20 protein-coding genes are annotated in these 18790 nt (G+C 71.5%); 12 read left to right on the plus strand and 8 right to left on the minus strand.

From position 1 onward, the window contains the following. Positions 1-78: 78 nt before the first annotated feature. Entirely contained in the window at positions 79-675 is a 597-nt protein-coding gene (locus FVE25_RS21820; RefSeq protein ID WP_157248849.1) for a DUF2306 domain-containing protein, read from the plus strand. Here FVE25_RS21820 and FVE25_RS21825 read toward each other — a convergent pair. From FVE25_RS21825 to FVE25_RS21840, 4 genes are read right to left on the minus strand one after another with little or no spacing between them, the layout of a single operon-like run. Further along, positions 654-1304 (minus strand): response regulator, encoded by a 651-nt coding sequence (locus FVE25_RS21825; protein WP_157248850.1) that lies wholly within the window; start codon positions 1302-1304, stop codon positions 654-656. The two genes, FVE25_RS21820 and FVE25_RS21825, sit on opposite strands and share 22 nt — an antisense overlap. Continuing rightward, positions 1301-2413, minus strand: coding sequence for a sensor histidine kinase (locus FVE25_RS21830; RefSeq protein WP_157248851.1), 1113 nt, complete (start codon positions 2411-2413; stop codon positions 1301-1303). The genes FVE25_RS21825 and FVE25_RS21830 overlap by 4 nt, the downstream gene beginning before the upstream one ends. Before the next feature lie 37 nt (positions 2414-2450). Then, positions 2451-3050: a GntR family transcriptional regulator gene (locus FVE25_RS21835; protein WP_246267268.1), complete on the minus strand. Its 600-nt coding sequence runs from the start codon at positions 3048-3050 to the stop codon at positions 2451-2453. 24 nt (positions 3051-3074) lie between these two features. Further along, positions 3075-3944, minus strand: a complete 870-nt coding sequence (locus tag FVE25_RS21840; RefSeq protein ID WP_157248853.1) for an EamA family transporter — start codon at positions 3942-3944, stop codon at positions 3075-3077. A gap of 119 nt (positions 3945-4063) precedes the next feature. Here FVE25_RS21840 and FVE25_RS21845 point away from each other — a divergent pair, with 119 nt between their 5' ends. Next, positions 4064-4441, plus strand: coding sequence for a hypothetical protein (locus tag FVE25_RS21845; RefSeq protein WP_157248854.1), 378 nt, complete (start codon positions 4064-4066; stop codon positions 4439-4441). On the opposite strand, the gene FVE25_RS21850 is transcribed toward FVE25_RS21845, so the two are convergent. Then, entirely contained in the window at positions 4438-4920 is a 483-nt protein-coding gene (locus tag FVE25_RS21850) for a GNAT family N-acetyltransferase (protein ID WP_157248855.1), read from the minus strand. The genes FVE25_RS21845 and FVE25_RS21850 overlap by 4 nt on opposite strands. A gap of 262 nt (positions 4921-5182) precedes the next feature. Here FVE25_RS21850 and FVE25_RS21855 point away from each other — a divergent pair, with 262 nt between their 5' ends. Beyond that, entirely contained in the window at positions 5183-5827 is a 645-nt protein-coding gene (locus FVE25_RS21855; protein WP_157248856.1) for a TetR/AcrR family transcriptional regulator, read from the plus strand. A gap of 43 nt (positions 5828-5870) precedes the next feature. Here the strand turns inward: FVE25_RS21855 and FVE25_RS21860 are convergent, their stop codons facing one another. Both FVE25_RS21860 and FVE25_RS21865 read right to left on the minus strand, forming a co-directional pair. Further along, positions 5871-7007 carry an FAD-dependent monooxygenase gene (locus tag FVE25_RS21860; RefSeq protein WP_157248857.1) on the minus strand — a complete coding sequence of 379 codons (1137 nt, stop codon included), beginning with the start codon at positions 7005-7007 and terminating at the stop codon, positions 5871-5873. A gap of 52 nt (positions 7008-7059) precedes the next feature. Further along, entirely contained in the window at positions 7060-10104 is a 3045-nt protein-coding gene (locus tag FVE25_RS21865; RefSeq protein ID WP_157248858.1) for an AfsR/SARP family transcriptional regulator, read from the minus strand. Positions 10105-10180: 76 nt separating this feature from the next. Here FVE25_RS21865 and FVE25_RS21870 point away from each other — a divergent pair, with 76 nt between their 5' ends. From FVE25_RS21870 to rfbD, 6 genes are all read left to right on the plus strand, one after another. Further along, positions 10181-10537, plus strand: coding sequence for an MmcQ/YjbR family DNA-binding protein (locus FVE25_RS21870; protein WP_157248859.1), 357 nt, complete (start codon positions 10181-10183; stop codon positions 10535-10537). 57 nt (positions 10538-10594) lie between these two features. Beyond that, complete coding sequence (locus tag FVE25_RS21875) at positions 10595-10945, plus strand: hypothetical protein (protein ID WP_157248860.1); 351 nt, start codon at positions 10595-10597, stop codon at positions 10943-10945. Positions 10946-11214: 269 nt separating this feature from the next. Further along, positions 11215-12669 carry a sugar transferase gene (locus FVE25_RS21880; protein WP_157248861.1) on the plus strand — a complete coding sequence of 485 codons (1455 nt, stop codon included), beginning with the start codon at positions 11215-11217 and terminating at the stop codon, positions 12667-12669. A 2-nt stretch (positions 12670-12671) separates the two neighbouring features. Further along, positions 12672-13736 carry a glucose-1-phosphate thymidylyltransferase gene (locus FVE25_RS21885; RefSeq protein WP_157248862.1) on the plus strand — a complete coding sequence of 355 codons (1065 nt, stop codon included), beginning with the start codon at positions 12672-12674 and terminating at the stop codon, positions 13734-13736. After that, positions 13733-14662, plus strand: a complete 930-nt coding sequence (gene rfbB, locus FVE25_RS21890; protein WP_157248863.1) for a dTDP-glucose 4,6-dehydratase — start codon at positions 13733-13735, stop codon at positions 14660-14662. Before FVE25_RS21885 ends, rfbB begins: the two co-directional genes overlap by 4 nt. After that, positions 14662-15513: a dTDP-4-dehydrorhamnose reductase gene (gene rfbD / locus FVE25_RS21895; protein WP_157248864.1), complete on the plus strand. Its 852-nt coding sequence runs from the start codon at positions 14662-14664 to the stop codon at positions 15511-15513. The genes rfbB and rfbD overlap by 1 nt, the downstream gene beginning before the upstream one ends. On the opposite strand, the gene FVE25_RS21900 is transcribed toward rfbD, so the two are convergent. Then, a complete protein-coding gene (locus FVE25_RS21900; protein WP_246267270.1) occupies positions 15495-16061 on the minus strand; it encodes a dTDP-4-dehydrorhamnose 3,5-epimerase family protein in 567 nt (188 codons plus the stop codon). The two genes, rfbD and FVE25_RS21900, sit on opposite strands and share 19 nt — an antisense overlap. Positions 16062-16190: 129 nt before the next feature. On the opposite strand from FVE25_RS21900, the gene FVE25_RS21905 reads away from it, so the two are divergent. The 3 genes from FVE25_RS21905 to FVE25_RS21915 are packed head-to-tail and all read left to right on the plus strand — an operon-like array spanning position 16191 to position 18789. Next, positions 16191-17396, plus strand: a complete 1206-nt coding sequence (locus tag FVE25_RS21905; RefSeq protein WP_157248865.1) for a class I SAM-dependent methyltransferase — start codon at positions 16191-16193, stop codon at positions 17394-17396. Continuing rightward, positions 17393-18154, plus strand: coding sequence for a glycosyltransferase family protein (locus FVE25_RS21910; RefSeq protein WP_157248866.1), 762 nt, complete (start codon positions 17393-17395; stop codon positions 18152-18154). The genes FVE25_RS21905 and FVE25_RS21910 overlap by 4 nt, the downstream gene beginning before the upstream one ends. Then, complete coding sequence (locus tag FVE25_RS21915; RefSeq protein WP_157248867.1) at positions 18151-18789, plus strand: PIG-L deacetylase family protein; 639 nt, start codon at positions 18151-18153, stop codon at positions 18787-18789. Before FVE25_RS21910 ends, FVE25_RS21915 begins: the two co-directional genes overlap by 4 nt. The last annotated feature ends 1 nt before the right edge of the window (position 18790 follow it).

Below are 18790 nucleotides of genomic sequence, written 5' to 3' on the forward strand. Positions count from 1 at the left end.
TTGGCGGACGATTGGCCAGGTCAGGTGGGGCCGTTCGTCCGATGAGGGGTGTGTGCCGGCCTTGTCACGATCGGGGGCATGAGAACTGGATGGCGGGTGCCCGCCGGGTTGATCGGGCTCAGCGCGCTGCCGCTGGTGGTCGGGGGCGTACGGCTGGGCGAACTGGCCGGGCAGCGCGACGCCGACACGCTGCCCCTGGTGCTGCACATCGTGGGGGCCATGGTGTTCTCCCTGCTGGGAGCCTTGCAGGTCGCCTCCGGGGTGCGGCGGCGGTGGCCGGGGTGGCATCGGGTGGCGGGGCGGGTGGCGGTGCCCGGAGGGCTGCTGGCCGGGGGGGCCGGGGTGTGGCTGGGGGTGGCTCATGCCCAGGGGGATGGGGATGGCGGGCTTCTGGGTGGGTTCCGGGTGGTTTTTGGGGGTGGGATGCTGGTGTTTCTGGTGCTGGGGTTCATCGCGATTCGGCGGCGGGACCTGCGGCGGCATCGCGCCTGGATGATGCGGGGGTACGCGGTCGGGGTGGGCGCGGGGACGCAGGCGCTGCTGCTGATCCCCTATGTGGCGATCGCCGGGAATCCTGTGGGTGTGCCCAGGGCGTTGGTGATGGGCGGCGCGTGGGTGCTCAACCTCGTGGTGGCCGAACTCGCCATCCGCGGTCAGAGGCGCTTGGTCTCGTAGGCCCACATGGCGATCTCGACGCGGTTGCGGGCCCCCAGCTTGGCCATCAGGCTGGCGATGTGGGTTTTGACCGTGCTGAGTGAGATGTGCAGCTCGTCGGCGATCTCGCTGTTGGTCCGGCCGCGCGCCACCGTGGCCAGGATCTGCTCCTCCCGCTCCGTGAGCGCCTCGATGGGGTTCGCGGGCGGTACGGCGGGGCCGGTGCGGGCGAACGCGGTCAGCAGGCGGGCGGTGACGCTCGGGGCGATGAGCGCGTCGCCCGAGGCGGCCGCATGGATGGCCTGCGAGAGCAACTGGGCGCCGGCGTTCTTCAGCAGGAACCCCTTGGCGCCCGCCCGCAGCGCGGCGTAGACGTAGTCGTCCAGGTCGAACGTGGTGATGACCACGACGGCCAGCGGATCGGGTACGGCGGGGCCGGCCAGTGCACGGGTTGCCTGGATGCCGTCCAGGCCCGGCATGCGGATGTCGAACAGGCACACGTCCGGGCGCAGGCGGCGGGCGAGCTCCACGGCCCGTCGGCCGTCGGCGGCCTCGGCGACGACCTCGATGTCCGGCTGGGCGTTGAGGATCATCGTGAGCCCGGTCCTGACGATCTCCTGGTCGTCGGCGACGATCACCTTGATGGTCATGGGGCCGATCCCGTTCTGGGCAGGACGGCGGTGACCGTCCAGCCCCGGTCGGGGCCCGGGCCGGCGACGCAGGTGCCGCCCAGCAGGCCGGCGCGTTCCCGCATGCCGACGAGGCCGAAGCCCGGGTACGTCTGGGCCACCGGGTCGCCGTCGTCCGCGACGCGCAGCCGTACCGACGTGTCGTCGGCTTCGACGCGCACCTCGATGCGGGTGGCGCGGCGGGCGTGGCGGCGGGCGTTGGTCACCGATTCCTGGGCCACGCGGTACACGGCGGCCTCCACCAGCGGCGGGAGGCCGTCCAGGTTGCCGGAGACCGTCACGTCCACGGCCGGGTCGCCGCCGGACAGCTGCTGGAGATCGGTGATGCGGCGCCCGGGGGCGAGGTCGGCCGGCTGGTCCTGGCGCAGGACGCGGACCATGAGCCGCATCTCGTCCAGGGCGAGGGCGGCCTCCGCTTCGATCACCCGCAGGGCGTCGGTCGCGGCCTCGGGGTGCGCGGCCGAGGCCGCCAGGCCCGCCTGCGCCCGGATCGCCATGGCCGAGACGTGGTGGGCGACGGTGTCGTGCAGGTCGCGGGCCAGGTGTTCGCGTTCGAGGAGCTTGACCTGGTCGAGTTCGCGCATGCGGGCCCCGGCCCGGAAACGGAAGGCCAGGCCCAGGGTGAGGGCCGAGACCAGGACGGCTACGGCTCCCAGTGTGTCGGCGGGCGGGATGCGGCGCAGAGCGAGCGACAGGGTGAGGCCGGCGAGCATGACGGCCATGCCGATCACGGCATCTCTTCCCGAACCCCAGCGGAACAACGCGTACACCACGAGCAGCACGTACACCATCGTGTACGACTCCGGGCGGGCGTCCGCGGCGAGCGGGAGCAGGGTCGAGACGGCGAAGGCCAGCGTGATCATCAGCAGGGGCCTGGTCCGGCGCCACAACAATGTGGGCAGCAGGGCGAGGGTGATCACCATCGAGAGCCACGGGAGGTCCGGCCGCAGCGCGCCCTCCAGCAACGCGGCCGGCGCCAGCACCCCCACGAGCGCCCAGTCACGCCACCCGCGCCGCGGCGGGTCGGAGGGACGCGGCTCGTGCCACACGGAGCGGAGGAGGCCGGGCACGCCGCCATCCTACGGCCGTCCTCCGAGCGGCTGCTTCTCAGCGGCCCCAGGAGTGGTTGAGGTGGGCGGACACCACGGCGCGGGCCAGCTCCAGAGAGCCGGAGGCGAGGGCGTCCAGGAGTTCGCGGTGTTCCCTGATCAGCACCTCCCGGTCCTTGTACACCTCGCGCAACCCCACGATCCCCAACTGCGTCTCGGCGGCCAGGCTCGCGTACAGGCGTTCCAGCCGGGGACTGCCCACGGCCTCGATCAGCGCCTGGTGCAGGGCCATGTGTTCGGCGACGATGTCGGCCCACGGGGCTTCGGGCGGGAGGGCGGCCATCCGGGACAGGGCCGCTTCGGCGGCCGCGACACGGCGGCCGATCACCGCCTTGGCCATCAGGTCTTCCAGGGGGCGCCGGACGTACATGAGATCGTCCAGGTCGGCGAGCGTCACGACGGGGACGTGGGCACTGCGGTTGCGTTCCCGGCGGAGCAGGCCCTCGTGAACCAGCTGGGCCAGGGCTTCGCGGACCGTGGGGCGGGCCACGCCGTAGGTTGCCGCGATCTCCTGCTCGGGCAGCGGGGTGCCGGGCTCGATCTCCCCGGACAGCACACGGCGGCGTAGTGCCCCGGCCAGCGCGTCGACGGTGGACACGGGTCTGAACGACACCATGGCACTCTAGCGCCCCGCCGGCAGAGGTTCTTTCGTCAGCTGGGGCAGGGCGACCACGACCAGGCTGGCGGCCAGGAGGACCAGACCCAGGATCGAGACCGTGGACAGGTGCTCGCCGAGCACGAGCACGCCGAGGACGGTGGCGACGGCCGGCTCGGTCAACGCCAGGGTGGCGGCCGTGGCCACCGGGGTGGTGCGCAGGCCCTTGCCGTACAGGAAGTAGGCCAGGGCGGTGGTGCACAGGCCGAGGTAGAGGACGGTGAGCAGGTTGGCGGGGGCGGCCAGCCAGGTGGTGCCCTGCCACAGAAGGACCGGGAGCATGAGTACGGCGGCGCCGCCGAACGTGACGCCCATCACGGCGTTGGACTCCAGGCCGCGGTCGATGGCGTCGGCGGCGCTGACGGCGTAGAAGGCGTAGAGCATGCCGCCGAGGAGGGCGAAGAGGACACCGGTGACGATCTGGCCGCCGGCCTGGGCGCCGCCGCCGATGATCAGCGCGGCACAGCCGGCGATGGCGGCGGAGGTGGCGGCGGCCCATCGGGGGGTGGGGCGCCGGCCGTGGCGGATCCAGGTCAGCAGGCCGGTGAACACGGGGCCGCTGCCGATGGCGACGACGCTGCCGATGGCCACGCCGGTACGGCTGACCGCGGCGAAGAAGGCGAGCTGGTAGGCGGCGACGGCGACGGCGCTGAGCAGGAGGCCGGGGCGCAGGGCGGTGCGCAGGTGGGCGGCGGACAACAGGGCGAGGGCGGCGCCGCCGACGACCAGCCTGGCGGCGGCCAGGGCCGCGGAGTCGGCGGAGATGAGCAGCCCCGCGGTGCCGGCGGTGCCCCAGAGTACGGCGGCGCCGACGATGGCGAGTGGACCGTTGCGCATAGGACAGGATTGTCTGACAAACAGACAAGGCTGTCCACCGGATTGACCCAGGGCGAGGAAACTCCGGGTCTGGGGCGGGCAGGTGGCAGGAGGGTCGTGGCTGATCTACCCTCTGGGGTGTGGACAGCGCGAGTCTGGCCGCGGCCGCCCTGCTCTCGGCGCTGAGCCGGGCCGCGGGAACCCTCGCCGAGCTGCACCATCCGTTCGTGCCGAGCCTGCCGTTCTCGTATCTGCATCCGCCCGCGGGCGCGGTCGCGGGGACCGTGTTCACGTTGCCCGACGGCAGGGAGGTGCGGTTCGCGGTGTCGATCGCGGTGGCCGACGGCGCCTACCGGGTCGGCGGTGAGGTGATCGCCGAGGACGAGGCCCTGCTCGACTTACCGCGCAAGAGCGTGCCGGAGCTTGACGACGCGCTGGAACTGCTGGATGAGTACACCGCCGAGGTGTCCGAGCCGGCGGGCCGGCTGCTCGACGAGCTGCTGGAGGAGCTGCGCTAGTCGGTGGCCAGGCGGGCGTGCCGTTCGACGTCGTAGCGGGTGCCGTCGTAGCCGAGTTTGGCGCGTTCGATGCCTTCCGGCAGGAATCCGGCCTTCACGGCGACGCGGCAGGAGGCGGCGTTGTTGACGCGGTGCCCGAGCTCCAGGCGGAACAGGCCGCGTTCGGAGAAGGCCCAGGCGGCGAGCAGTGAGGCGGCGGCCGGGGCCACGCCCTTGCCGCGGGCCTCGGGCAGGGTCCAGTACGAGACCCAGCCGTTGAGGTGGCGGTCGATGCCGGTGACCGCGACGTTGCCGACCACCTCGTCGTCCAGGGTGACGGCGAAGGCGTGTCCGGCGCCTTCCCAGGAGGCGATCCAGCCCTGGGCGTCCTTGAGGGTCACCATCGGCCACGGGGCCTGGCGGTGCATGTCCTCCGCCTGGAACGCGCGCAACACCACGGCCGCGTCGTCGTCGTGCCATGCGCGCAGCTCAATTCCCACCCGACAAAACCTCCCGTATACCGATATACCTCATATCGGTGACGGAAGGCCATAAATGGTCCATCGTGGGACCGGCCCGCACGTTGGGACGCCGCCGCGAGTCACGTGGTGCGGGCCGGTTGAAGGTGGTTCTGGTTCCAGAGTGCGTCGTGACGCCCCCTCCTGCCAGCCCCGGACCGAGTCCGGATCCGGACACCCCTTCCCCGCGACGGCGCGGCGATCCCGATAGCGTGAGGCCACGACGAGAGGGAGCCCGCCGCCGATGTCCGCCACCACCCGTGCCAAGCTGCTCGACGCGGCCCTGGAAACCCTGCGCGCCCAGGGCATCGCGGGGGTCTCCGCGCGGACGATCGCCGCGCGGGCCGGAGTCAACCAGGCCCTGGTCTTCTACCACTTCGGCAGCGTCGACCAGTTGCTGGCCGAGGCGTGCGAGCACGGCTCGACCGAACGGGTGGCACACTACCGGGCCCGCTTCGCCGCCGTCGGCGATCTGCGCGAGCTGGTCGGCCTGGCCCGTGCCATCCACGACGAGGAGCAGGAGTCCGGCAACATCACCGTGCTCGCCCAGCTCCTGGCCGGCGCCCAGAACGACCCCCAACTCGCCCCCGCCACCGCCGCCGGGCTCAACCTGTGGATCGCCGAGCTGGAGCAGACGCTGGCCCGCGTGCTGAGCCAGGGCCCGCTGGCCGACCTGGTCGACGTGCCCGGCCTCGCCCGCGCGGTGGCCGCCGCCTTCGTCGGGCTGGAGTTGTACGAGGGGGTGGACGCCGAGGGCGCGGCCCGCGCGCTGGACTCCCTCGACCAACTCGCCGTGCTGGTGGGCGTCCTGGACGAGATGAGCCCCCTGGTACGGCGGGCCGTGGCTGGCCGCCTCCGCAAGGCGACCACGGCCAGGGAGAACCCCTGACCGGCAAGCCCGTGGTCACAGGCGACGTGAGTGGTCGTTCGAGTCAGGACGCGTAGTTCTTCAGGGAGATGTCGGTAGCCGCCTGGTTGCCCATCTTCATCATGGCCTTCAGCAGGAAGCGGTACTTGAAGATCCAGTTTCGCATCCGGATGCCACGCGGCGTGGTCGGAGCCAGGTAGCGTCCCGCGTTGCCGTTTCGGGCGATCTTGGCGTAGTCGCGGAAGGCGTCCTCGTAGGCGAGGAAGGCCCGCTCGTGCTCGCCGCCCGACTCCGCCAGCTCACCGGCCAGCACGTACGCCGCCACGATCGCCAGCCCGGTGCCGAACCCGCCCAGCGTGTTGCCGTAGGCCGCGTCGCCGACCAGCACCACGCGCCCCCTGGTGTAGTGGTCGAGGCGGACCTGGCTGACCGAGTCGAGGTAGACGTTCTCCGCCGCGGCCGCGGCCTCCTCGCCCCGCCAGCCCATGCCGCGGTAGGCGCCCAGGAGCACCCGCTTCATGTCCGCCGACGAGTGGCGGTCGTAGGTCAGCTCATCGGCGGCGAAGACGAAGAGCGCCCCCGCTTTGGACCCGCCGGAGACGAGCATCCGGCCCGGTTCGTTGTACATCTGCTCGGGGCCCGCGAAACGATCCGGCAGATCGGCCAGCGCATAGTAATGGCCGAGATGGGTGACATATCGCGACTCGGGGCCGAAAGCCAGGCGGCGCACGTTGGAGTGGATGCCGTCTGCCCCCACCACCAGGTCGAAGGTACGCGGCGCCGCGCTTTCGAAGGTCACGTGCACGCCCCCGGCGGTCTCGGTCAGCGAGGTGATGGAGTCGCCGAAGACATAGTGCGCCCCGGCCGCCACGCTCCTGTCGTACAGGATCCGGGCCAGGTCGCCGCGCTGGATCTCGACGTCGCCGCCGGTGAACTCGGGGGGTATGACCGCCAGCTCCCGGCCGTGCGCGTCGATGATCTGCTGACCGGTGCGGTCGGTCTGGTGCCGCCGCACCTCCTGCAGGATGCCGGTGCGCTCCAGCACGGTCCGGTGCGTGTCGCCCCTGAAGTCGACCGCCTGCCCGCCGGAGCGCAGCGCGGGCGCCTTCTCGACGACGGTGACGGTGAAGCCGCGGTGAGCCAGCCAGTAGGCGAGGGCGGGCCCGGCGATGCTGGCGCCGGAGATCAGGATGTTCTTCATGGCCGTGAGCTTCGCCGGGTGCGCTGACACTCCGGCGACAGTGCGCTGACGGTCACGACAGCACTGTCAGCGCCTCGTCCCTGGACAGGGTCGCGCCCCGCGCGTAGCAGGCGGCGAAGGATTCGGCGCCGATCGCCGCCGTCGCGCCGGCCGCCACCCTGGCCACGGCCGGGTCGCCGGTCACGGCCGTGCCGCGCAGCGCCACCGCCGCGCCCAGCAGGTAGGCGGCTCGCTCCGCCGTACTCTCGAGGAGGGCCAGGCCCGCCTGGCCCTCGATCACGGTGGCGAGGTCGGCGGCGTGCACGCGGGCGGCGGCGGCCAGCGCTTCGGCGTACAGCTCGCGCGCCCGCCCGGGGTCGTCGGCCTCCGCGAGCCTGGCCAGGGCGGTCAGCGCGTAGGGGCGCATGCCCTCGGTGACGTAGACGCCCGGCCGGGCCGCGGCCAGGGCCGCCGTGTAGTGCTCGCGGGCCGCGACCGGCGAGCCGTGCCACTCGGCCAGTTCGCCGCGCGTGTGATCCACTAGCGCCTGCCGTCCGGTGCGCCGGGCCAGCTCGGCGGCCCTGGCCAGGTCCGCCGCCGCGGCAGACGGATCGCCCTCGCGCAGCAGGCCGTTCGCGCGACGGCAGAGAATGTCCGTGATCTCCTCGCGGGCGCCGAGCTGGTCCAGCAAATCCAGCGCCTGCTGCCAGAGGTCGCGGGCGCGCGCCCACTCACCGCGCCAGCTCGCCAGCGTGGCCAGCGAGTCCAGTGCCTGCGCGGTGCCCCAGCGCTCGCCGAGCGCGCGGAAGCCGGTCAGCGACGCCTCCAGCTCGCGTTCGGCCGCGTCGGGCCGCCCGTCGATCTGGTGCACCAGCGCACGGCCCAGCACGGCCACGGCCCGGCCCCACGGCCCAGCGCCCAGCAGCCGGCCGCGCCGCTCGTTGGCCGCCGGCTCGCCGGGCCCGGCGACCATGCCCCAGAGCACCAGGCCGAACGGGTGCCGCATCGGCCGCTCCAGCCCCTCCAGGAACGCCTCCGCCCGCGCCCACTGCTCGGGCGACACCTCGGGTACGGCCTGCAGCACACACAACACGTATTCCTCTGCGAACTCCGCGGGCGGTTCGGCCAGCCGGTCGAGCAGCTCCCTGGCCAGCTCGGCGCCCTGCCCGCGACGCCCCGCCAGCAGCCAGTACGTCGCCTGCGCGGCGATCAGCCGGAGCGCCGGCACGGGATCGGTGTGTACGGCGTGCCGCAACGCCGCCTGGAGGTTGGCCTGCTCGGCCGACAGCCGGGCCAGCCAGTCGAGTTGTTCGGCCCGCAGCAACCACGGATCGGCCTCCTGCGCGAGTTCCAGGAAATAGGCGGCATGCGTGTCACGGGCGGGATCGCCGGCCTCCTGCAGTTTCTCCGCGCAGAACAGGCGGACCGTCTCGAACATCCGGTAGCGCCCGTCCACCGCCTCCACCAGCGACTTGTCCACGAGGTCGGCGAGCACCTCGCCGTCGCCGCAGACCCGCTCGACCGCCTCCATGCTCGCCCCGCCGGCGAACACGCTCAGCCGCCTGGCCACCACCTGCTCCTCGGGGCTGAGCAGGCTCCAGCTCCACTCGACGACCGCCCGCAGGGTCCGGTGCCGGGCGGCGGCGGTGCGGTCGCCGCGCGAGAGCAGCTTGAACCGGCCGTGCGCCTCCAGCCGGGCGGCGATCTCCGCCGGGGTGAACGTGCGCAGCCGCGCCGCGGCCAGTTCGATGGCCAGCGGCGAGCCGTCCAGCCGCGCGCAGATCTCCACGACCTCGGGGCCGGGCTCGAAGCCGGGGCGCACGGCGGCGGCCCGCTCGGCGAACAGCCGCACCGCCGGGTACCGCGGCCAGTCGGCGGAGGCGGAGGAGGGCGGTGGCACGGCCAGCGGCCCCAGCGGGACCAGGACCTCGCCGGTCAGCCCGAGCGGCTCCCTGCTGGTGGCCAGGATCGACAGCGCCGGGCAGGCGTCCAGCAGCCGCCTGGCCAGCCGGGCGGCGGAGTCGACGACGTGTTCGCAGTTGTCCAGGATCAGCAGGAGTTCCCGGTCGGCCAGCGCGGTCACCACCCGGTCGGCCGGATCTTCCCGCGCCTGCGGCAGCGCCAGGCCCGCCTCGCGCACGCCCAGCGCGGCGAGCACGGCCTGGGGCACTTGACCGGGGTCGGCCAGCGGCGACAGGTCGGCGAAGCAGGCCGTCCCGTGCCGCCGGGCGGCCTCGACGGCCAGGCGGGTCTTGCCCGTGCCGCCGGGTCCCGTGATGGTGACCAGCCGGGCGCCGGTGAGCGTGCCGAGGCGGCGCAGCTCGTCCTCGCGGCCGACGAAGCTGGTCAGCGGCGTGGGCAGCCGGTGGCCCGGCCGGCGTTCCTCGCCGCGCAGCATCGCCAGGTGCAGGGCGGCCAGCTCGGGTGACGGGTCGGCGCCCAGTTCCTCGGCGAGGACGCGGCGGCCTTCCTCGTACACCTCCAGCGCCGCCGCCTGCTGGCCGTCGGCGCGCAGCGCCCGCATGAGCTGCCCGCGCAGCCTCTCGCGCAGGGGATGGGCCTCGACGAGCTGGCGGAGCCGGCCGGTGGAGGTGCCGCCGGGCAACGCCAGCTCCGCCTCGATCAGGTCTTCCGTGGCGGCCAGCCGTACCTCGTCGAGACGGGCGATCTGCGCCTCGGCGTGGGGGAGGTCGGGCAGGGCGGGGCCGCGCCACAGCGCGAGGGCGTGGGAGAGCACGTCGGCGGCGTGCTGCGGCCGGCCGGCGGCCAGGAGGGCGCGTCCCTCGGCGGCCAGGCGTTCGAAGCGGTGCACGTCCACGTCGTCCGGCGCGACCGCCAGGAGGTAGCCGGCGCCGTGGAACTCCACCAGCCCGGGCGGCAGGTTGCGGCGCAGCCGGGAGACGTGCGCCTGGATCGTGTTGACCGCGCCGGGCGGGGGCGCCGTGCCGTACTGGCCGTCGATGAGGCGCTCGGTGCTGACCAGGCGGCCCGCGTCGAGCAGCAGCATGGCCAGGAGCGCGCGCGGGCGGGGGCCGCCGACCGCGACCGGCTCCCCGTCGGCGTCCCGGACCTCCAGCGGTCCCAGGACCCCGAACCGGGGACGATCACCCGCTGACATGGCTCCCAGCCTACTGACCGGCCGATCCTCGGCGGCCGTGGGGCGATTGTCGGGCGGCTCTGCTACACCTGTGGGCATGAGTGTCACCGTCGACGAATTCCTGGAGATGCTGCGGCGCCTGCCGGAGCACAAGCTCAGTGACGGCGGTGAGTGGACCAGCGTGAAGGTGCGCGGCCGGGGGTTCGGCTACCTGTGGGAGCGCACCGAGACAGTCGGCCTCAAGGCCACGATCGAGGAGCAGCTGGCGCTGGTCGCCGAGCGGCCGGAGGTGTTCGAGGTGCAGTTCACCGCCGGGCGGTTCGGCTGGGTGGTGGTGCACCTGGGGAAGATCGAGGCCGATGAGCTGTGGGAGCTGGTCGCCGAGGCGTGGTGCCTGACCGCGCCGGCGGAGATGGTGGCGGCCTTCGAGGCCACCCTGGGACTACGGCCATAAGCACCCATAAGCGCAGACCCTTGCGGGACGAGGGCAGAACTCGCAAGAATCGCGCCCATGCACGGCAACCCGATGCCGGACTCCTACGTGTACGTGACCGAGGAGGGCGTCACCCGTCACTACGCCGACGGGAGCGTGGAAGCTCTCGCCTGGGAGGACGTGGTGGAGGTTCGGGTTGTCAGCGACGCCCCGGACGACGTCCTGTATGTCCTGCTCGACCGCGACGGCGAGGGGTGCGTGGTGCCGCGTTCGGCGACGGACGCCACCTTCCTGGCCAGGCTGCGCTACCTGCCTGATTTCGATCTTGACAGGCTGGCCGTGGCGGCCGACTCCGGCCACGACGGAGTTGTGGTCGTTTGGCGTAGCCCGGATCCGCCGTCCGCATTACCAGATCTGGAGTATGACTAGCTCCCAAATTTGGGAGTAATTGTTCGATATCTGGCAGCAAAGCAGACATTTCTCCTGGTCCTCGCTGCACCTCTGGACCGTTCCGTCAAGGTCTGAAATGCCCCCGCGTGCGTCCGATTGTGGACATTGGGTGTTATTCCCCCGCATGGAATGGATCTTTACTCTTTATGGGGGGCCGCCGCCCTTGAACTCATGTGGGATGTGGGTAAACCACTGCGCTTCAAGGAACGTCACGTTATTGCGGTGCACAGAGTTGCAGGTGGGGTGTTATGAGGGTGGGGATAGGGGAGTCCGATGTCGTGCTCCTCCGGGCGGTTCCACGCCACGCATCGAGCATCTGGACGCGGGCGTATCTACGGCTCCTGCTACTGGGCGACGTGGCCAGTGCGGTGGTCTGCTGCGCCTTCGTGTTCGGTGTACGGCTGGCCTTCGGGGCCTACATACCGATCGAGGAGATCGCCCTCGGGACCGGGCTGCTGGTCGCCTGGCCGGTGGCGCTCTCCCTGGGCGGCGCCTACCGGCAGCGCGCCCATGGCGAGGGCACCGACGAGTTCCGCGCGGTCTTCAACGGCGGGATAGGGCTCATGGCCACCGTGGCCATCAGCGCCTACGCCACGCAGACCGCGGTCGCCCGCAGCTTCGTCATGGCGACGCTGCCCCTGGCGATCATCGGGACGCTCTTCTTCCGCTACCGGATGCGCAAGCGGCTGCACAGCCGCCGGGCCGTCGGCGACTACATGCGGCACGTCATCGCCGTCGGTCACCGCGAGGCCGTGCTGGACCTGGTCGTGGAGTTCCGGCGCCAGCCCCATCACGGCATGGTCGTGGTGGGCGCCTGTCTGCCTCCGGACTCGCTCGGCACCGATCTCGAGGGGACGCCGGTGCTCGGCTCCTTCGCCGAGGTGGCCGAGGTCGTGGCCAAGGTCGGGGCGGACGCCGTCGCGGTGCTGGCCTGCCCGGAGCTCGACGGGACGACGCTGCGGCGCATGGCGTGGAGCCTGGAGACGGCCAAGACGGACCTGTTCGTCGCTCCGGCGCTCATGGACGTGGCCGGGCCGCGCATCAGCATCCGGCCCTTCGCCGGGATGCCGCTGCTGCACGTGCAGCATCCGGAGTTCGGCGGCGCGAAGCGGGTGGTGAAGAACGCCTTCGACCGGGTGGTCGCGGCGCTGGCAGTCCTGCTGCTGTCGCCCGGGCTGCTGGCGATCGCGGTGGCCATCCGCATGACCAGCCCGGGGCCCGCCCTGTTCCGGCAGACGCGCGTGGGCAGGGACGGCAGCACCTTCCAGGTCCTGAAGTTCCGGACGATGGTGGCCGACGCGGAACGGTTGAAACAAGAACTGTTCGCGGCGAACGAGTTCGACGGCGTGCTGTTCAAGATTAGGAACGATCCACGGATCACCGGCATCGGCGCCTTCCTCCGCAAATACTCCCTCGACGAGCTGCCGCAGCTGCTCAACGTGGTGCGCGGCGACATGTCGCTCGTGGGGCCGCGCCCGCCGCTGCCCGAGGAGGTCGCCAAGTACGGCATCGACGTACGCCGGCGCCTCGTGGTCAAGCCGGGTATGACCGGCTTATGGCAGGTAAGCGGTCGCTCCGACCTCACCTGGGAGGAGTCCGTGCGGCTCGACCTCAGGTACGTCGAGAACTGGTCGCTCATCCTCGACCTGCAGATCCTCTGGAAGACCTGGTCGGTCGTCACCCGTGGAGAAGGGGCCTACTAGCCGTGAAAGCGCTCGTCCTCGCCGGAGGGTCGGGGACCCGGCTCAGGCCGATCACCCACACCTCGGCCAAGCAACTCGTTCCGGTGGCCAACAAGCCGGTGCTCTTCTACGGGCTGGAGGCCATCGCCGCCGCCGGCATCCGCGAACTGGGCATCGTCGTGGGCGACACGCAGGCCGAGATCGAGGCCGCGGTCGGTGACGGCGCGAAGTTCGGGCTTCAGGTCACCTACCTGCGCCAGGAGGCGCCGCTCGGGCTGGCGCACGCGGTGCTGATCGCCCGCGAGTACCTGGGTGACGACGACTTCGTCATGTACCTGGGCGACAACTTCATCGTCGGCGGGATCAACGACATCGTCTCCGGCTTCCTGGCGAAGAAGCCGGACGCCCAGATCATGCTCACCCGCGTCGGCGATCCCCGCCAGTTCGGCGTGGCCGAACTCCATCCGGACGGCGGCGTCAAGAGCCTGGAGGAGAAGCCCCGCGCGCCCAAGAGCGACCTCGCCCTGGTCGGCGTCTACCTCTTCACCGCCGCCGTGCACGAGGCGGTCGCCGAGCTCAAGCCGTCCTGGCGGGGCGAGCTGGAGATCACCGACGCCATCCAGTGGCTGATCGACCGCGGCTACCACGTCGAGTCCACGACGATCACCGGCTACTGGAAGGACACCGGCAACGTCGCGGACATGCTGGAGGTCAACCGGCTGGTCCTGGAGTCGCTGACGCCCGCCGTACACGGAGAGAGCGTGGACAGCGAGCTCATCGGCCGGGTCAAGCTCGAGCCCGGAGCCCACGTCGTGCGCTCGCGCGTCGTGGGCCCGGCCGTCATCGGCCCCGGAGCCAGGATCGTCGACAGCTACGTGGGCCCGTTCACCTCCATCGGGGCCGGCTGCGTCATCGCCGACAGCGAGATCGAGTACTCCATCGTGCTGCCCCGCGCCTCCATCGAGGGCGTAGGCCGCATCGAGTCCTCGCTCATCGGCCACGACGTCGAGGTCACGCCCGCTCCCAACACGCCCAGAGCCCACCGCCTCGTGCTGGGCGATCACAGCAAGGTTCAGATCAGCTCATGAAGATATTGGTAACGGGCGGGGCGGGGTTCATCGGCTCGTACTACGCCCGCATGTGCGCCGACGACGGCCACGAGGTCACCGTCCTCGACAAGCTCACCTACGCCGGCGACCGCCGCAACCTCGACGGGGTACGGCACGCCTTCGTCCACGGTGACATCTGCGACACCCGGCTGATGGACGACGTGGTCCCCGGGCACGACCTGGTGGTCAACTTCGCCGCCGAGTCGCACGTGGACCGCTCGATCGACGGCGCCGCCGAGTTCGTGCGCACCAACGTCCTGGGCACGCAGACGCTGCTCGACGCGTGCCTGCGCGCGGCCACGCCCAAGGTGGTGCAGGTCTCCACCGACGAGGTCTACGGCACGATCGCGACCGGCTCCTGGACCGAGGACGCCCCCCTGCAGCCCCGCTCGCCGTACGCGGCGGCGAAGGCCGGCGGCGACCTGATGGCCCGCGCGTACGCGATCACCCACGGCCTGGACGTCTCGATCACCCGCTGCGGCAACAACTACGGCCCCCGGCAGTACCCGGAGAAGATCATCCCGCTCTTCGTCGGCAACCTGCTCCGGGGCAGGAAGGTGCCGTTGTACGGCGACGGCGGCAACGTCCGCGACTGGGTCCACGTCAGCGACCACTGCGCTGGCATCCGGCTCGTCGCCGAGAGGGGCGGCCCCGGCGAGGTCTACCACATCGCCGGTACGGCGGAGCTGACCAACAAGGAGCTGACCGGCCGCCTCCTGGAGGCGTGCGGCAAGGACTGGGACATGGTCGAGCACGTCGCCGACCGCAAGGGGCACGACCGGCGGTATTCACTCGACGACGCCAAGCTGCGTGCTCTCGGCTACCGGCCGGAGGTCTCCTTCGAGCAGGGCCTGAAGGGGACGGTCCGCTGGTACGCCGAGCACCGGGACTGGTGGGGTGAGTGATGCGCTGGCTGATCACCGGGGGCGGTGGCATGCTCGCCGCCGACGTGCTGGAGCGGATCGCGGTGACGGGCGAGCCGGTGCTCGCGCTCACCCGGGCCGACCTGGACGTGTGCGATCCCCGCGCGCTGCGTGACTTCGTGTGCGCCTACAGGCCGAGGGTGGTGGTCAACTGCGCCGCCTGGACGGCCGTGGACGACGCCGAGAAGCACGAGGACGAGGCGATGACGGTCAATGGCAGGGCGGTGGAGGTGCTGGCCGACGCCTGTGTGCGGGCGGGGGCGCGATTAATCCACCTCTCGACCGACTACGTCTTCGACGGCAACTCGGCGCTACCGTACCGGGAGGACGACGTGCCGAACCCGGTCAACGCCTACGGGCGCAGCAAGCTGGCCGGCGAGGTCGCCGCCGCCGGGCACTACGTGGTGCGCACGGCGTGGTTGTACGGCGCGGCCGGGCGCAACTTCGTCAGGACGATGATCCGCCTGGCCGGTGAGCGCGACACGGTCGGCGTGGTGGCCGACCAGCGCGGCCAGCCGACCTGGACCGTGGACCTGGCCGACTACATCGTCGGGCTGGCCCAGTCGGACCTGCCGCCCGGCATCTACCACGGCGCCAGCGCGGGCGAGACCACGTGGTACGGCTTCGCCAGGGAGATCTTCACGCTGCTCGGCGCCGATCCGGACCGGGTGCGCCCGATCACCACGGCCGACTACCCCATGCCGGCCCAGCGCCCGGCCAACAGCCTGCTGGCCTGCACCAGGAGCGAGCCGCTGCGCCCCTGGCGCGAGGCGCTGCACGCCGCCTGGCCGGTGCTGGTCACGAAAGCTGGACCTCAGTGCAGCCCCGCGTAGAACTCCTGGCACGCGGTGTAGGAGGGCAGCAGTCCGGCCTCCAGCGCCGCCTTCATCGTGGGGGCGGCGGCGTCCTTGTCGGACAGGATCGGCTCGTCGACGGGCCACCGGATGTCCAGGTCGGGGTCGAGCGGGTGGACGCCGTGCTCGTGGCCCGGGTTGTAGCCCTGCGAGCACAGGTAGACGACCGTGGCCTGCTCGCTCAGCGCGAGGAAGGCGTGGCCAAGCCCTTCGGCGATGAGCACGGCCCTGCGCTCGTCGGAGTCGAGTTGGACGGCCTCCCAGCGGCCGAAGCCGGGGGAGCCTTCGCGCAGGTCGACGACGACGTCGAGGATCGCGCCGGACACGCACATCACGTATTTCGCCTGGCCCGGCGGGACGTCGGCGAAGTGCACCCCGCGCAGCACTCCGGCCTGGGAGATCGAGCAGTTCACCTGCGCGAGCTCGAAGGGCCGGGGGAGATCGGCGGCGCGGTACGCCTCGAGGAAGGCGCCGCGGGAGTCTGCGTGCACGCGCGGGGTGAACTCCCACGCACCGTCGATGCTCATGGGCTTCATAGTGCGCAGCATCACACAAACGATCTGGAAAGGGCTAGGTCATTGACCATCGTCTCCTCTGCCGGCGGCTGTAACGCCTCGCCGTCCGTGCCCGACGAACTCGCGGGAGTGAGCTGACACATGATCGTTTGCCGCCTGTGCGGGTCGAGCGCGATGGCCGGCGTCGTGGACCTCGGGGCCACGCCGCCGTGTGAGTTGTTCCTGACCGCCGATCGGCTGGACCAGCCGGAGCAGACCTTCCCGCTGCATCTGCGGGTGTGCACGGACTGCTGGCTGGCGCAGCTGCCGCCGCTGATCACGCCCGAGGACACCTTCACCGAGTACGCCTACTTCTCCTCCTACTCGACCTCGTGGGTGGAGCACGCGCGCCGCTTCGTGGACGGGCTGACGTTGTTCCCGGACTCGTTCGTGGTGGAGGTGGCCAGCAACGACGGCTACCTGCTGCAGCACGTGGCCGAGCGCGGGGTGCGCTGCCTGGGCATCGAGCCGTCGGCCAACGTGGGCGCGGCGGCGGTGGAGAAGGGGGTGCCGACGCTCACCGAGTTCCTCTCGCCCGAGGTGGGCCGGCGGGTGCGCGAGGAGCACGGCCCGGCGGACGTGGTCGTGGCCAACAACGTCTACGCGCACATCCCGGACGTGGTGGGCTTCACGCAGGGGCTGCGGGCGCTGGTGGCCGACGACGGCGTGGTCTCGATCGAGGTGCAGCACCTGCTGACGCTGATGGAGCTGAATCAGTACGACACGATCTACCACGAGCACTTCCAGTACTACACCGTGGCCTCGGCGCAGCGGGCGCTGGCCAGTGGCGGGCTGACGCTGGTGGACGTGGAGCTGCTGCCGACGCACGGCGGCTCGATCCGGCTGTGGGCCAGGCCGGAGGGGGAGCCGTCGAGCCGGGTGGCCGACGTCCTGGAGCGGGAGAAGGCCGCCGGACTTCACGACATTTCGGGTTATGTGAACTTCGCCGCCCGTGTCGCCAAAGTCCGGCGCGACCTGCTGCGCTTCCTCATCGACGCGGCCGAGGCGGGCAAGACCGTGGTCGGGTACGGCGCCCCGGGCAAGGGCAACACCCTGCTCAACCACTGCGGCATCCGCCCCGACCTGCTCGCCTACACCGTCGATCGCAACCCGTACAAGCACGGCAGGTTCACCCCTGGCGGCAGGATCCCGATCCTGCCGCCGGAGTCGATCGAGGCGGACAAGCCCGACTACGTCCTCGTCCTGCCGTGGAACCTGCGCGACGAACTGGTCGAGCAGCTCTCCCATGTCCGCGACTGGGGCGGCCGCCTGGTCTTCCCCATCCCCAGGCTGGAGGTCGTCGAGTGAAGGTCGTCTTGTTCTGCGGCGGGCGCGGCACGCGCATGCGGCACGAGGGCGTCGGCGGCGACATCCCCAAGCCCATGCAACTGGTCGGTCCCCGGCCCCTGCTCTGGCATGTCATGCGCTACTACGCCCACTTCGGGCACAAGGAGTTCATCCTGTGCCTCGGGTACGGCGCGCAGCACATCAAGGACTTCTTCCTCACCTACCAGTTCGCCCTGCGCGACGGCCGGATCGAGATGCTGGAGACCGACATCTCCGACTGGCAGATCTCGCTGGTGGACACCGGCCCCGACTCGCCCATCGGCGAGCGGCTGCGCCGGGTGCGCGACCGGCTCGACGGCGACGAGATGTTCCTGGCCAACTACGCCGACGTGGTGACCGACGCCCCGCTGCCCGACATCATCGAGCGCTTCACCGGCTCCGACGCGGGCGCCTCCATGATGGTGGTCCCGCCCACCTCCAACACCTTCCACGTCGTCGAGATGGCCGAGAACGGCGTGGTCGGCGGCATCACCCCGGTCAGCGAGATGCCGCTGTGGATCAACGGCGGCTTCTTCGTGCTGCGCCAGGAGGTCTTCGACCACATCCCGGAGGGCGGCGACCTGGTCGCCGACGGCTGCATGGAACTCGCCAAGCGCGGCAGGCTCCTGGCCTACCGGCACCGCGGATACTGGCGGCCGAGCGACACCGTCAACCAGCGGCTGGAACTGGACGGCTCCTGGAGCCGCGGCGAACGCCCGTGGGCGTTGTGGGAACGATGAAGGCACTCACCCCCGCCCGTGCGGAGCGGATCGTGGCACTCGGCGCCCACTGCGACGACCTCGCGATCGGCGCCGGGGCCACCCTGCTCACGCTGGGCGCCCGCCGCGTGGACGCCCTCGTGCTCTCCGGCGGCGGCACCGCCAGGGAGGACGAGGAGCGGGCCGCGCTCAAGGCGTTCTGCCCCGAGGCAGACCTCCACGTGACCATCCTCGACATCCCGGACGGACGCCTGCCGTCCCACTGGGAGAAGGCCAAGAACGCGCTGGAGGAACTGCGCGCCGAAACCGACCCCGACCTGATCCTCGCGCCCTGGGCGGGCGACGCCCACCAGGACCACCGGGGCCTGGCCACGCTGATGCCGACGGCCTTCCGCGACCACCTCACGCTCGGCTACGAGATCGCCAAGTGGGACGGCGACATGGGCCGCCCCAACGCCTACCACCCGATCCCGGACGCACTGGCCGAACGCAAGATCGACCTGCTCCACCAGCACTACCCCTCACAGGTCCACCGCTCCTGGTTCGACCGTGAGGCGTTCCTCGGCCTCATGCGCATCCGCGGCATCGAGTGCAACAGCCGCTACGCCGAGGGCTTCCACGTGAACAAACTGACGATCGACTTGGCCGGAGGCTGAC

It is taken from the genome of Nonomuraea typhae (assembly GCF_009760925.1).
Lineage (GTDB): Bacteria > Actinomycetota > Actinomycetes > Streptosporangiales > Streptosporangiaceae > Nonomuraea > Nonomuraea typhae.

Coding starts and splice junctions, on each gene's coding strand:
- FVE25_RS21820 (WP_157248849.1), top strand. CDS start 79: ATGAGAACTGGATGGCGGGTGCCCGCCGGGTTGATCGGGCTCAGCGCG.
- FVE25_RS21825 (WP_157248850.1), bottom strand. CDS start 1,304: ATGACCATCAAGGTGATCGTCGCCGACGACCAGGAGATCGTCAGGACC.
- FVE25_RS21840 (WP_157248853.1), bottom strand. CDS start 3,944: ATGCGCAACGGTCCACTCGCCATCGTCGGCGCCGCCGTACTCTGGGGC.
- FVE25_RS21855 (WP_157248856.1), top strand. CDS start 5,183: ATGTCCGCCACCACCCGTGCCAAGCTGCTCGACGCGGCCCTGGAAACC.
- FVE25_RS21860 (WP_157248857.1), bottom strand. CDS start 7,007: ATGAAGAACATCCTGATCTCCGGCGCCAGCATCGCCGGGCCCGCCCTC.
- FVE25_RS21865 (WP_157248858.1), bottom strand. CDS start 10,104: ATGTCAGCGGGTGATCGTCCCCGGTTCGGGGTCCTGGGACCGCTGGAG.
- FVE25_RS21870 (WP_157248859.1), top strand. CDS start 10,181: ATGAGTGTCACCGTCGACGAATTCCTGGAGATGCTGCGGCGCCTGCCG.
- FVE25_RS21875 (WP_157248860.1), top strand. CDS start 10,595: ATGCACGGCAACCCGATGCCGGACTCCTACGTGTACGTGACCGAGGAG.
- FVE25_RS21880 (WP_157248861.1), top strand. CDS start 11,215: ATGAGGGTGGGGATAGGGGAGTCCGATGTCGTGCTCCTCCGGGCGGTT.
- rfbB (WP_157248863.1), top strand. CDS start 13,733: ATGAAGATATTGGTAACGGGCGGGGCGGGGTTCATCGGCTCGTACTAC.
- rfbD (WP_157248864.1), top strand. CDS start 14,662: ATGCGCTGGCTGATCACCGGGGGCGGTGGCATGCTCGCCGCCGACGTG.
- FVE25_RS21900 (WP_246267270.1), bottom strand. CDS start 16,061: ATGAGCATCGACGGTGCGTGGGAGTTCACCCCGCGCGTGCACGCAGAC.
- FVE25_RS21905 (WP_157248865.1), top strand. CDS start 16,191: ATGATCGTTTGCCGCCTGTGCGGGTCGAGCGCGATGGCCGGCGTCGTG.
- FVE25_RS21915 (WP_157248867.1), top strand. CDS start 18,151: ATGAAGGCACTCACCCCCGCCCGTGCGGAGCGGATCGTGGCACTCGGC.